9 protein-coding genes are annotated in these 13,524 nt (G+C 48.9%); 5 read left to right on the top strand and 4 right to left on the bottom strand.

Features of this window, described 5'->3' with window-relative positions; genetic code table 11:
• The first annotated feature begins 884 nt into the window (after positions 1–884).
• From FFS64_RS23865 to trfA, 3 genes are read left to right on the top strand one after another with little or no spacing between them, the layout of a single operon-like run.
• Positions 885–1,715 (top strand): ParA family protein, encoded by an 831-nt coding sequence (locus FFS64_RS23865; RefSeq protein WP_057978506.1) that lies wholly within the window; start codon positions 885–887, stop codon positions 1,713–1,715.
• The gene (locus tag FFS64_RS23860) at positions 1,712–2,707 is read left to right on the top strand and encodes a ParB/RepB/Spo0J family partition protein (protein ID WP_238347438.1); all 996 of its coding nucleotides are present in this window, start codon (positions 1,712–1,714) and stop codon (positions 2,705–2,707) included. The genes FFS64_RS23865 and FFS64_RS23860 overlap by 4 nt, the downstream gene beginning before the upstream one ends.
• 11 nt (positions 2,708–2,718) lie before the next feature.
• Positions 2,719–3,666 (top strand): plasmid replication initiator TrfA, encoded by a 948-nt coding sequence (gene trfA, locus FFS64_RS23855; RefSeq protein ID WP_158004324.1) that lies wholly within the window; start codon positions 2,719–2,721, stop codon positions 3,664–3,666.
• 771 nt (positions 3,667–4,437) lie between these two features.
• Here trfA and FFS64_RS23850 read toward each other — a convergent pair.
• Positions 4,438–4,911 (bottom strand): hypothetical protein, encoded by a 474-nt coding sequence (locus FFS64_RS23850; RefSeq protein WP_082631625.1) that lies wholly within the window; start codon positions 4,909–4,911, stop codon positions 4,438–4,440.
• Positions 4,912–6,247: 1,336 nt separating this feature from the next.
• Between FFS64_RS23850 and FFS64_RS23845 the strand changes: the two genes are divergently transcribed.
• Positions 6,248–7,219, top strand: a complete 972-nt coding sequence (locus tag FFS64_RS23845) for a DNA replication terminus site-binding protein (protein WP_057978511.1) — start codon at positions 6,248–6,250, stop codon at positions 7,217–7,219.
• A gap of 54 nt (positions 7,220–7,273) precedes the next feature.
• Entirely contained in the window at positions 7,274–8,005 is a 732-nt protein-coding gene (locus FFS64_RS23840) for a hypothetical protein (protein ID WP_057978514.1), read from the top strand.
• A gap of 44 nt (positions 8,006–8,049) precedes the next feature.
• Here the strand turns inward: FFS64_RS23840 and FFS64_RS23835 are convergent, their stop codons facing one another.
• From FFS64_RS23835 to traF, 3 genes are read right to left on the bottom strand one after another with little or no spacing between them, the layout of a single operon-like run.
• On the bottom strand, positions 8,050–11,082 hold the full coding sequence (locus FFS64_RS23835; protein ID WP_057978516.1) for a conjugal transfer protein TraG N-terminal domain-containing protein: 3,033 nt from the start codon (positions 11,080–11,082) through the stop codon (positions 8,050–8,052).
• Positions 11,082–12,509: a conjugal transfer protein TraH gene (locus tag FFS64_RS23830; protein WP_057978518.1), complete on the bottom strand. Its 1,428-nt coding sequence runs from the start codon at positions 12,507–12,509 to the stop codon at positions 11,082–11,084. The genes FFS64_RS23835 and FFS64_RS23830 overlap by 1 nt, the downstream gene beginning before the upstream one ends.
• Positions 12,493–13,524 (bottom strand): conjugal transfer protein TraF, encoded by a 1,032-nt coding sequence (traF, locus tag FFS64_RS23825; RefSeq protein WP_082631618.1) that lies wholly within the window; start codon positions 13,522–13,524, stop codon positions 12,493–12,495. The genes FFS64_RS23830 and traF overlap by 17 nt, the downstream gene beginning before the upstream one ends.

The following is a 13,524-nucleotide window of genomic DNA, read 5'->3' as shown; positions in this document are numbered from 1 at the left end:
CACGCATAGGCACACATTCCCACTATGGGACTTTCCCCGCTGACCGGACCTTAGGACCGCCTCAGTTGGAGCGAGATCTTGCGTCCAGTACGTGGCACCGAACCCCGGCGGAATCCAAGGACTCACGCATAGGCACACATTCCCACTATAGGACTTTTCCCGAGTATTGAACCTCACCAGATTTGCCGACTGGACCTAAGACCGTCTCAGTTGGAGTGAGACCATGCGCCCAGTACGTGGCACCGAACCCGGCGGGATCCAATGACTCACGTATAGGCACACATTCCCACCATGAGAATTTTCTCCCTAGGAGGCCAATCGGCGCTCTGGTCTGGGCACAACACCAGCACAGAAAGAGCAGGGCAGACATCCCAGACCACCTTTCCACTAATCCAAAAGTTACACAATGCCGCGTGTAATGCCGGCTAGTCAGGCCTACACCCACATTCCCACTATGGGACTTTTCTCGACTTAAAAGGATTTGCCTTATTAATCTGGACGGATCGGACAACACCAATGCCTTCATTAAGAGAACTGAAATCACAGAGTCTGACTCTCCGTCCAACCCAAAAGACGGGTGAGCAGGGGTCAACACCGCTATAGCCAAGCCCCTAATTCCCACTATGGGACTTTCCTTTGAACGAAACCTGTCCCGAGCATCAGACGTATGAGAGTTAAATCACAGGCGTCTTGATTTAAAAAATTCCCATTATGGGAATTTTGTGAGGATTTCCGGTCGTGGAATGAAGAAAGGATGCTGCGACTAGAAAAAATAATGGGGGTCAAAAACAGACGAAAGGGCGGTAAAAAAATTAGAGATGTTGCATAATCCAACACAAGATGTAAGACATACCGAGTACTACATCGACCTATTAGGAGCTCTCATGGCCGCACCAAAAGCCAAAACTGCAGAAATCGAAACAGTCATTATTGCAATCGCCAACCACAAAGGCGGGGTAACGAAAACGACGACTGCAATCAATTTGGCCGATAACCTGGCAAAGCTCGACGAGAATTGCACAGTAGTGCTTATTGATATGGATCCTCAGGCTAACGCATCGCAACACATTGGCGTTGCACACCCGGCAAAAGTCCAACATAACTTGGCCGAGTTAATGCTTAATCCAACGGCAAACATTGCAGCGTTCATCTTTGATGAAACTCACGTAGAGGGCGTAAGTCTCATCTACGGATCGATGAGTCTGGAAAACGTTCCAGACATCATCCGACACGAAGCCGCACGACCAAATGAAGTTTTGAAGGAAAGAATTAAACCGCTGATTGGCAAAGCTAATTACATCATTCTCGATTGCCCGCCTAATTTAGGGCTGCTAACTATGAACGCCCTGGCCGCGGCAACTCACTACATTATTCCAGTAGAGTCCGGCGCGAGTTACGGTTTGTATGGTCTTGCAGACCTCCAGTCCAGAATCACAAAGGTTAAACAGATCAACCCTGATTTGACTTTTCTAGGAGCTCTTCTTGCTAAACACGACAAGCGGATGACTCTCTGCCAAGAGACTGAAAATGATGCAGTTATTCTATTTGGAAGCGTAGTACCTGTTTATATATCGCCAACTACAAGAGTTAACCAATCAATTGCAAGAAAACAAACGGTTGGTGATTTCGACAAAAACAACAAGGTAGCTAAGCAATATGCCGAGCTAGCCGTTTATGTTGCTAAAGAAACAAAAGGGAAGGGGCTTAAAGCATGAGCCAGACACAAAAAAATCCCACATCGAAACCAGCTGCAAAACCACCAGCAAAACCAGCCTCTAAAGTCGCTGGCAAAACTGAGTCGACAACGCCTCGGAGACGGCAAGGGCTCGGTGCAACGTTGGCTGGATCACTTGTTGCAGGCATGCAAGAGCATCAAGCAGCAATTGAAGAAGCTGGGGACAGCCAAACAATGGTATGGACCGCCCGACCAATTGATCTAACGAGCATTGACCCAAATCCATACCAGCCACGGATACGCTTCATAGGAATTGAAGAGCTAGCGCAGCTGATTGATGAGCAGGGGCTTCAGCAGCCAATCACCGTTCGTCCATACGGCAATAGATATCAGATCGTATCTGGGGAGCGCCGTGTACGCGCCCACAGGCACCTTGGAAAGACAGTTATTCTTGCTCATGTGAAGAACATCACAGAAGAAGAAATGTCGGCTCTGGCGCTAGCAGAGAACCTTGGTCGAGAGGATTTAACAGACTTTGAGCTTGCTCGATCGTTGTTGAAACACAAGAGTAAGTTTGGCAGTAGTGTTGGCACACACGCTGAGTTCGGCCTAACTAAAACTGTCTATTATCGGTTAATGGCTTTTGAAAACTTGCCAGAAGCTGTTAATACACTTCTGGAGAAAAAACCAGAGCTGATTTCTGGGTTGACAGCTGAGAACACCGTAAAGGTAATAAAGAAGCGTGTTGAAGAAGGTATTGAAGCTGATCAGATACATAAAGCGCTGATCTCTATCGTACAAAAAGCAATCACGAGTAATACTCCGCTAAAAAACCTAGCAAGCACACTTGAAGCTAAATTTAACCAAAGCGCTTTGAAAATCACGCCACAAGCAATTGAATCGAACGGCGTAACTATGGGGCAGGTTAAGACCACTAAGACACACTTCGAACTGAAATTAAAACGTACCTCTTTTACTGAAGAGCAACTGAAGCAGATCGAAGAATTCGTCAAAAATCTGAAAACTGCCTAATAGGTCCCAATGTGAGCACTGAGAAACCAGACGAGCCCAGAACTCCTGATCTCTTCAAAAGCGAAGAAACAAGCGAAGGAAAAAATGCTTCTTCCAAAAGAAAGCCTGGGGATGGTCTTCGTGCAGCAAAAGAAAGAGCTGCTGCAGTTCAAAAAGAAGCTCAAAAAACAGCAGAAATCCGTCTGAAGGCCTGGGGAGAGGAGGTCAGAGAAGCACCTAACGAGGCTTTACGAAGTGCGCTATTCACGGCAAGGAACCGTAATACTCCTCGAGAGCAGATGAAAAATATTGAGGTCGTGTCCTACGGCAACTCAAGGCTGATCTACAGCGGCGAAGAGCTTAGGCAAGATGATTTAGACGTTTGGTTCCAAGTAGTTCACTTGGCCAGGGAAGCAGAGCTCGGCCACCCGATCTGCTTTAGCCCACTGGCCATGAAAAAAGATCTGAAAATGCCATACGGTAAAAAACACACCGAACGGCTTAAAAATATCCTGACCAGGCTCAAAGCAACCGCGGTTGCAATTCATTCTGAGCGACTGGGGCGCGGGGTGGTTCTTTCTCTAATTAGGAAATTCGAATACAGCGATGACCTGGAAGAAGACAACACCGGCAGGGACCTAAGCTGGGTGATCGAACTTGAACCTGAAATTGCAAAGCTTTTTGGCGGTGGCTTTTACAGTACCAGGATTGAATGGGAGCAACGGCTTTCCCTAAAAGGTAACCTCGCCAAATGGATGCACGGATTTTATGCCTCACATTCAGAACCATACGATCTCAAGGTAGAAACGCTCATAAAGAGTGCCGGTTCGAGAGTCTCATCGATCGGTAAGGCACGCCAAATGATTCGCGAAGCTCTCGATGAGCTCAAAAGATCAGGATTTCTTCTGGAAGGATCGATCGACGCAAAGGATAAGGTCGTGGTGAAGCGACGAAAGAACACAACATCAGACCCCGCATAAGCGGGGTTTTTTTTGCTCTCAAAATGGAAAATGACTGATTAAGGCGTAAGACGGACTTCAGGAAAACACGAGATGCACGACGCTATTCCACAGCGTAGACACCGAATTATGGGGTAACGGTGACAAAAACGAAGGCCATGGCGATTAAACTGATTAAGGGGTAAAGAAGCAAACGCCACCACACACGGTACGGCAGGGGAGGGCATAGGTTTGAAAATCACACAAAAATGAACGCAAGCCACGTTTTACGCGGCCCACAGGAGGGTGCAGATAGGGATAATAGGGGAGGGGAGGATCAGTATGATCTTGGACTTTTTACCCCAAAATCAGGGTAGAAAAGCCTGAAGATCCGCTGATACGCGCGTCAACAAAGGCTAGGATAAAACCCTTATAAATCAACAACTTGACAACCATTACTCCATAGTCAGAAACCATACCTCTAAGTCAGCTAGCCTTACCCCATAATCAGAAACAGACCTGTATTAGCTTTTTCCCTTATAAATCAACGGTTTAGGAGACATATCTAAAGTAATAAAAAGGCTGAAATGCAGGCTTACCTCATGATCAGGTACATTTACCTCATAGTGAGGTATGAATACCTCATGATCAGGTATCAAAACCTCATAGTGAGGTAAGAGGTAAACTGTTGAAAGCCTTATAAATCAAGGGCTTCAGCCACATTCTTATGCCCTATAACCGCTCTTAACCGCTCTATAACCGCTTTTAACCCCAAAGGTGGTTTTTCTGTTTATAAAGCTTTGAAAACAAAAGCTATTGAAGACCGTGAAGCAGCCGACCTGTTGTACCACGTAGAAGCAGAAGACACGTCTGAGTGTCAGCACCCGTCTGGCGAGAAAGGACCTTCATCCCAATCACTCCTAAGTGAAAAACTTTGTCTGCAGAAATTGGAATGCTGTGACCAACCTGACCCTCAGTCACGCGAAGGTACAAGATTCCTTTCTCCGGCTGATTAGCCAGGGAGAGAGATTTGTTTTTTTTCGAACCATGATTTCTGAAATCAAACGTAGGAGTGATACCAAGCACCGCGCACATGAACTGAGGCATCTCGCGGTCAGTCACCTGGATAGAAATTTTACTCTCCCAATCAAACGTATCCCTCGAGGGGACACGACCAGCAATATCAACGGCAAGAACGAAGACGCCACCACGGTTGGCCACGATCTCAAATTTTGCCGACGCCGAAGCACCATAAACATGAAAGCCATCAACAAGTTTCTCAGTCACTGAACACCTCAACATTTCTTACGCAAGCAGGGTAGGGCAGGTACGGGCCGCAGCAGACACTGAAAGATTCTTTCCTGCTGTCAGGCGCTGGACCTAGCCCAAATCTGAAAAGACCACAGCGTCATGTGTCTCGGATCATCAGACACTAGGATTTGAAGCAAAGGCTCACTCAAGCAATGAACCAGGAAGCATTACGGCACCAGCACCTGATGAAAGCAGAGCTGTGCAACATGGTCACCAGAGACATCAGTGCCTAATGAACGAATTTACATGACAGCGTGAACAAGCAAGAGCGAAAGCCCACAAGCAGCATTTGTTTACATATGCGCAGTCGGTCAATGTCAGGACGTACTGACAAAAGACACCAAAGGAGTTTTCATGCGTCAACAATTCTGAATACCGCAGTTAAAGCGACGCAGCCGTTCTCAATGGGAACGTTGGCTTAAATATATTTGGCACACCCGATCAACAAGGGACAGGCAGCAATAATCATGGACCCAATCTTAGGCCGCACAAAAAGACCAGGTCGGCCGGCAAGATCGCTGGGCAGTCAATCGCAGAGCAGTCTCAAAACTCATATTAAGCCGACCGATGCCGGTAAAAAACTTAGGAAGAGAAGCAATGATGAAGGCCAGGAATTTAGGGCAAGCTGCTACAGATACCTGGTAGGGCACCGATTAAGGGCAATAACGTGGACAGAGAAATGTATGATTTCACCAGGTAGCACAATCTCAATTGGATCTACCTGCAGATCCGCCTGAAGTTAAGACGACTCCAGTGTGAAGTTGGACGTCGGGCGTTATCTTTCGCCGCTATGGCGAATTGCATCTAGGTAACGAACGCAAGCAAAAACGCGATCAAACCTCGAACCTCGCCAACCTTGGTGCTGCAAATGCAAATGCAAATGCAAATGCAGTTGCAGCAGCCCAGCCCAAGGTTCTCCTCAGAATCGACAATCGGTCGACAATCGAAAATCAGCGCATTCAGAAGACGAAAGTCGTCCGGATGCCTCTAATCTATACCACCCCTGCACTATAAAAACGCTAGAAATACCCATCCTCCCCTCCTACGAACCCTGAAAGACCGCCAAGCCCTTCCTCTGAGCCCCATAGACCAACGTTAGTGCAGGCATGCGCGGGGTAACCCTACCCCCGTGCCTGATCGGCCCGCGTAGCGCGCGATGGAAGGTAGACGGAATGTCAAAAGGATGAAGAAAGGAAGGTAAAGCCGGCAGCCCCAGTGGGGGAGTGCGGGTGTACAGGGAAAGTAGGGGGTGAAAAAGGCACACCGCTATGCAGGGGTGGTATAATTGTGCAAACACCATGGAGGCAACCGTATGTACGAAGACGTCGAACGGGCTTACCAGCAGCTAGTGAGAGCTGTCACACGCTTCAACGCGACATGGCCATCTCTCGTTGTCCGAGGCAAGGTATGGCGCCTACCTGTGCTGCAGGAGCAACGAACCCCCGACATCATTGACGTGTCGGAGGTTGCTGATGAAGAAATCATCGAGGTCACACTGGAAGCAATCGGCACGTTCGAACGTGATCTTGGCCAAGCACCAGGAACAGTGATGCGACTGCCAGGCTATTTCCAACTGAGCGAATCGGTTTTGCCGTTCGCACTGGAAATCAACGTTGCCAAGAAAAAAGTGCTCGACGCGATCGAGGCAGTACGAGTCGCGCAAAACCTAACACCCGAGATGCGACCGCGAATTATGCGTAGGGCGCTCGGTCCTGGTTTCAGCACAAAGCAATTGCAGAGAACACTCCATGCATTTGACGGAGCTCCGCGGCGGATATCATTCACGTGGGCTGGCCACACCACCGGAAACGAAAAGATTTCGGTGGCAAAGATTCGGCTTCAGCTAATCAACGAATCAGAAGCACGAGCAGCGAGTGAAGAAATTCCTGTCCATGAAACGCCAGAGTACCTCGACCTGCGGGCGATAAATCACCTTGCAGATACCGAGGTGCTGATCAAGCATAAAAACGTAGCTCCGCATCCTAGGTGCACTATCTGGTTTGGTGAAAAAGGCGAGCGGTGGGATGCGACCATTAAAGCGAATCTGCCAGTATTCGTTCTCGCCGGCGAAATTGAAATGAAGCTCAGCCAGTTGAAATCATTCAACAAGGCAGCAAGAGGCGAGAAGCGACGCGACGTCAAAACGAGAGACGAGGTATGGCCGCAGCGGGATATCTACATGCCAACAGCGGGTGGCCAACCCCCTGTCCAGGAGAAGCATGAGGTCGACGACCAGGTGCCCTCAACGTATCGGTTAAGCGGCGTGATTTACCAGCGACAATAAGGTTGCAGTTAGGCGGGCTAGGGTAGGATCTAAGTAAGTCGAAAGGAGAATTTCATGAAAGCAATCATCGCTGCCGAAACGAAACGAGCAGAATCACTGATCGAAGGGTTCATGGGTCTTCCACCGGAAACTGTGGACTTGGCCACCTTCAATGCCGCCATGCTCAAACAGGCCCCGAAGGAATTCGTTAAGGCAGTCGAAGCAATACAGCTGATCTCCGAAAAAGCTGCCCCAAGCCAGCGTGATGCGGCCTTTGCCATCAACGTAGTTGATTTGATGTCCGAGTATGCGCAGCGCCCTAAGATGTCTCCTGCAATCGAACCACTTTGGAAAGTTGAACATCTGGTGCGTGAGTCAGGTATGGGTTGGACTCTCCGGCATCTGCTTGCAGTAGCGCTTTCATTTGGTGGCCTCATCGCCGGCGCCAGCCAGGATATGTCGGTGAATGCACAGGCCTATGCATACCTTGCACTGATTTTCGCTGTTGGGTCGGGAGCCCTGCATCTGACCCATGGAAGAGACCCAGAGGTAAAGGTGCCACTGTTTGTCGTTGGTAGTTTGATTGGTTTCTGCCTTCTGACCGCTAAATTCAGCGCAGCTGTAGGATTTCTTGCGTTGCTAGCCGTCTCGGTAATTTTCATGCTGTCGAGCCTGATTGGCCTCATGAGTGGAGCGACAAACAAATCGAGTACTTACGAACCACAAATGCCTCAGCAGGTAGATTACAACCCTTATGTAATCACTGAGGGAAACGAAATGTCGGAGCCCATGAGACAGCTCAAATAAAAAAACCGGCCATTGGCCGGTTTTTTTTGCTGCGATGTGAGCCTTTACTGACCCGAGCGCGGGATATTTAAACTCATGCGATCTGTTACCGAATCGCGATCGTTTAACGTACGAATATCCGCGAGCTGTGCTCCTGATCCGTTATCGTGCAAGCCAGCTTGAATCAGCTGCTGGTACATGCCATCACGCAAGTCATGGTCCATACCAACCGACTCCGCGTAAGCATCCCAGTGATCTTTGGAGTTGTCACCGAAGCCACCAACACGCGCAGTTGCAAAGACTTCAGCTTGCGCGTCATTCAACCCCAGGTGCCGGCCCTCCTCAAGGTAATCCTCCCTGTTACCTCGCATTCCGAGGGTGCTACCAATGTTATTGGTGATACCGGCAATTCCCCCGCCGGAGGACTCACCAAAGTCATGCACGTCCTTGGCCAGACCTCGAATGCGACTCTCCGCCTGATCAGCTGCAGGTTTCATAGCTGATTGCCCGTACACCTGTGCGTCGTTTTCCACCACCGGCTGCATACGTTGGTACTCACCACCTGGGTTGGAATTATGGATCGCAGCTGCTTTCCTTCCCGCGAATGATGAATTGAAGCTTGACGTATCAACGGAGTGGCCAGCACGCTGCGTTTCTCCCTCAAGGTTGCCAGTGGCAGGAGCCCGAAGATTCGCATAGCGATCGTAATCAACAGCTGGACCGTCAAGCGACGAAAAATCGCCATGCTTTGCAAGTGTCATAAGTGCTGCAGCAGCGTCAGCTCGACGAGGATCAAGCATTGTGTTGCTCAACTGTCGCTGATGCTCCTGGAACTCTTCACCGTACTTGTTCATCGCATCAGATACGACCGCACCATCGCGACCTTCACCAACAACCTTACCGGCCCAGGAATCCAATTTAAAATTCTCACTGTAGCCGGCGGACCGTACAAAGGATTCAGCTTGTTGAAACGCCTTTTGATCGGATAGCGTTTGCTGAGCTGCTTTAGAAAGGCTCTCCTGATCTGATTTCGAGACACCAGCTCTCTCGGAATGGTCAAAATTTTGAGCGAGATTGTAACCCTGTGTACGGTTTAAAGAGTTGGCAATTCTCTCGCCAAGAACGGCCTTTACAGCATTGTTAACGTTCTCAGAGCTGTTCATGTTGTCAGATCTGGACGACTGACTGGTATTGGATGCATCCACACCACCGCTAACGCCCACTCCAGCACTTCCTCCAGTTCCGCCTGGAGCTTCGGCCTTAGCACTCAGCCCCGCGGTACCAGAGGCACCGCCACGCAAAGCCACACTGGCAATACCGGCCTCAATTTGAGTTGAGGAGTACCCTTGCTGCCGTAACTGATCGATACCGGCTTGAAAGCCAGCATCGCTATTCATACCAAAGGAGCTTTGCAAACCACGGCCAACTGCCGCCTGGTCACCGATGCTGTTTGAACTGTCCAGTTGACGGCCATATGCGCTGGTAAGTTGTTTCGAGAAGCTTTCAGCGGAAGCTTCGGCACGAGTGCGCGTGCTGGAGAGCCCCTCGCTCATCATTGAGCCAACCGAAATATCGCCACGTTGATTTTCTGAACCATTAATACGCAAACCTTTGTCGTAATCACTGGTAGCAAAAGGAGTCGTCTGAAGTCCTGCTGCAGGTGTGATGACGTCGGGAGAAGCAATTTTTTCGTTGATCTGATCAGAACCATTCATACGCCCGGCGATACCAGATGCAGCGATGGCGGTTCCCGAAACAAGGAACAAGCAGATTGCTGGCACTGACGATGCCATCAGGCCTGCAACGCCAACAGCTTGCTCAAGGGCAGGCTGCATTTGCTTCAGCATCTCAAAAGATACAGCCGCACCGCCCACGTCAAATGACGAGGTATTCAACAACCCCTGCATCACCGATGCGGTGGAGGACACAGTGTATAAATTCACGATGGACAGCGCCGGCATCCACAGCACCATCCATGCAAGCAGCATCATGTACTTGCCGATCAGGCTAATGCCAAAACCACCCATAGCAATTAAGAACGCCATTAGGGGGGTGATCGCATAGATCAACCCTTCAAAGAACGTCATAAAGGGCCGAACATACTTCGTGAACATCGTACCTTCTGCTGCCCACTGAGTGTTTTGCTGAGCTTGGGCCTGGCTCATCATCACCGCATAACTACCCTGAAGATCCTCAACCGCCTTTTGACCAGGTGCTTGAGTGAAAATCGGGTAAAGGATGGAAGCCATCGTGAACGCACGGGCGTCCATCGAGGAAAGGTTCAAAGCATAAAGAGAATCACCGATCCGCGTAGTGACCTCATCGCCACTCACAACCTTTCCTGGACGCTGGAAGCCGGCTGTAGCCACTTCCTCCATCACATTGTCAGCTGAAGAATTGGTAGCAGAGACCAAAGCGGTGTGAGCATCTGAACAGCTCAACGTCCGGCCGCCGGCGGTACCATCAAAAATTTGTGTGTAGTAGACGTTGCTGGAGAATTTCGCTGATTGCATTGGATCGTTGCTACGCGCGACATTCGCATAAACCGTCATGTCGTCTCCCATGCCGGCGAGAGTGCATTCGCGAAAGTAATTGGACCATGATGAAAGTAGGTCCTGATTTACGGTACCACCGTTTGTGAATGCAGGTATCGACATCAGATTGCCCGTAACCGACCGAACTCTCATGAGAGTCTCGATTGGGTCAGCGAAACCATAATTTGTCATGGAAGGTGTAGAGAACGCCTGCTCCATGAGGTGAGTAATGTTGTAGCCAACGTTGGAGATGGTCGAGCCAACCATCAGCGGCCCTAACGGGACATTATCTACGACCGTGACAGTGCCATCGTAAACGTCTTCAATAATGGCGCGTCCGGACGGACCATACATTGCGAGATAAAGGATTAAGCAAACGCCAACCTGGTGGAATGGAATCGCTTGATTCTTATAAACAGCCTGGAAACCAAGAAAAAGCGCGCCAATCAAAAAACCAATTTTGGCCAAAGACTCAACATCCCCGGTGCCGCAGATCATGGCCACGGCATTCAAGACCTCTTCAAGATAGGAGGCTGAACCTACCGAATATATAGTGAACTCCATTACTGAGCCCTCACAGAACGGTTGCCCATCGTCGAAATAAAGTTCGGAGGCGGGATAACTTCCATGCGGACGGTCCAATCCTTATACATGTCATTATCGTTACCGTATTTGGCTTGAAGTGCCAGATGCTCTGAGGTTAAACGATCACGGGCATCGACAATGAAATCTCGACTCTTCTCGCCTAACTGATCAACCATTTTCCCCCGCTGAAGCACAGATTCAGCAGTATTAATGTAGGAGGATGTAAGCGAGTAAGCCCCTTCCAAAGCAAGCATTTTGGCGTGCGCGGCCACAAAACCTTTTGCCATCGACTCACTTCGCTGAGCAATACGTTGGATCATCGCGGAAAAGCCGGCTTTCTGCAGTGCGCTAATGACTGCTACTTCATCAGCATTAAATGAACCAACATTCGTTGCCCACTTGTAAACGATACCGGGGGAGTTCGAATTACCATTGAATGACTTAACGATCTTTTCAGCTAGACCATCGAATGCAATTTGCTGGCTCTTTATCTCCATACATGCAGCTTCATCTGCCGAACAGTCGTAGATCGACACTTGTTCTTCTTTTTTACCTTCTACAATATCCTGTAGTGTGATACCCGTGGGACCAAAATACTGAGTCTCAGGAACTTTCCCCTTACCGTCTTCAGAGTCAGTCAGCGACTTAATAATCACGGTGCCCGTAAAAGACATGATCATTTCATCGGTCTGTCTTGAACCGTAAGTGAAGAAACTTCTTGCACCATACTGCTCCATGGAGCACCAAAGAACGTTACCGATATCTTCGCAGGACTTGAAATGGCCGGCATCATTTTGCTGTTCTTTTGGTGACTTCGAAGTCAGGCTGCCAGGCATAAGAGATGCAAAAGCATCGCCCACACCAGAAGTAACGTTGATGTTGGCAGCGCGCATTGTCTCCTTGGAGGTAAAAGAGCTGAATGCGTCAGTTACCAAACCTTGCGCTAGTTGGCAGGAGTTAGACATCAAACTGTTGATGTCCTGCATAACCTCCTGAAGATTCTGAATAACGTTATGAACCGTAGGCCCCATAGCATTCAGTGCAAGCTTGAATGCGTAGCCAGATGCAACGCCGACAGCGTTCGACGCAACAGATCGAAGCGATTGAACGAATTGCTGTGCATTGATAAACGAGAAAGACCCCGCAAACATATCGATCCCACCACAACCTGCCTGAAATGACGGTGGTCTGAACGAGACAATGGGTGTGGTTGAGATCTTATTGCGAACTCGTAAGGAGCCCCCTGTGATGACGCCTCGTGTGGCAGTCTCATAAGCACCAGCGTCGGTAACGTTCGACATCGAATCAAACATCGAATCGAGTTGAGACTGTATATCCGCGTGTGCACCAAGCGGCGCTAAACCCAATAGCGCTGCAAGGATTAAGGTATTACTCTTCAGTCTCATTGTGAGGCTCCCCATCAATAGCCTTGCGTGCCAATTTCTTTTTCATTTCTTCGACGAATTTTTCAGGATTATTCAGAAGATCTTCGTTAATGCCATCGTTATCATCCAGTGATAGAAGACCGTTATCGAAGAAGGGCTGTGTGCTATCAAACGTATTTTTATCAATAAGACCTGTATCGCGCGCAGCAATTAATATCCGATTAAACAATACGTCTAGCGTAATTGCACCATAGCCGACTATTTCAGTCTTGTTAGGAGGAATAGCAAGCGCTAAAGCCGGAGTTTGGAACACTTCGAGTTTTTTAGACTGGCCGTCGTCGATGCGGTAATCAGGAAAAGCGTTGTTATCTAAAGGCTTACCATCCACCGAGACTGGGATAATATTGATTCCAGTGGACGTTGTCAGCGATTGCAAGACACTGGCTTGTTCAGCACAGAGAATGCAGTTCGATTTAAAGAAGAAAAATAGCCCAACCTTGTTACCAAGACTTCGAAGTACTTTGTCTTTATTTGATGTAACTTCCCGGTTTAGAGCATTTGCTGCATAAGTTGCAACTGGACGTCGACTATCCTCATCCAGGAATGGATCCTTCATGATTACTCTCGACGATGCTTCAGAGAACTGTGAAGCTTTGTCCATCATGACGCGCTGCAAATAATAATATGCCTGAACGTTAGCATCGGTCGGGTTATCAATTGCTCGATCACGATAGACAGGGAGATTTTTCTTAATCCACGCCACGCTGAAAACCTCCGGACCTTTTGGCGCAGGAGGTTCTTGTTTTTCCGGCTCTTTCTCTGGAACGGGGGCAGGCGGAGGAGGTGGTGGAGGCTTTATGGGCTCCTCAGGAATCTCCTCTGGAGGATCTTTGTACCAAAACCAGCCTTCTGCCTTGCCCTTATAAAAGTTTTCACTTCCCGCTGATGGCAGAGAAGGTTCTTCTTGAGTATCCGCATTAACGGAATTAGCAATCGAAATTAACAGAGCCGAAGCTAATGCTAGTGAAACCCGCAT

This window comes from Pseudomonas sp. G(2018), from assembly GCF_005502415.1.
In the GTDB taxonomy this organism is placed as follows: Bacteria; Pseudomonadota; Gammaproteobacteria; order Pseudomonadales; family Pseudomonadaceae; genus Aquipseudomonas.
This window is presented reverse-complemented; position numbering and strand designations above follow the sequence as displayed.

Excerpts from the sequence above, each read along its gene's own strand:
- FFS64_RS23865 (WP_057978506.1), top strand. The coding sequence starts at position 885 with ATGGCCGCACCAAAAGCCAAAACTGCAGAAATCGAAACAGTCATTATT.
- FFS64_RS23860 (WP_238347438.1), top strand. The coding sequence starts at position 1,712 with ATGAGCCAGACACAAAAAAATCCCACATCGAAACCAGCTGCAAAACCA.
- FFS64_RS23845 (WP_057978511.1), top strand. The coding sequence starts at position 6,248 with ATGTACGAAGACGTCGAACGGGCTTACCAGCAGCTAGTGAGAGCTGTC.
- FFS64_RS23840 (WP_057978514.1), top strand. The coding sequence starts at position 7,274 with ATGAAAGCAATCATCGCTGCCGAAACGAAACGAGCAGAATCACTGATC.
- FFS64_RS23835 (WP_057978516.1), bottom strand. The coding sequence starts at position 11,082 with ATGGAGTTCACTATATATTCGGTAGGTTCAGCCTCCTATCTTGAAGAG.
- FFS64_RS23830 (WP_057978518.1), bottom strand. The coding sequence starts at position 12,509 with ATGAGACTGAAGAGTAATACCTTAATCCTTGCAGCGCTATTGGGTTTA.
- traF (WP_082631618.1), bottom strand. The coding sequence starts at position 13,524 with ATGCGGGTTTCACTAGCATTAGCTTCGGCTCTGTTAATTTCGATTGCT.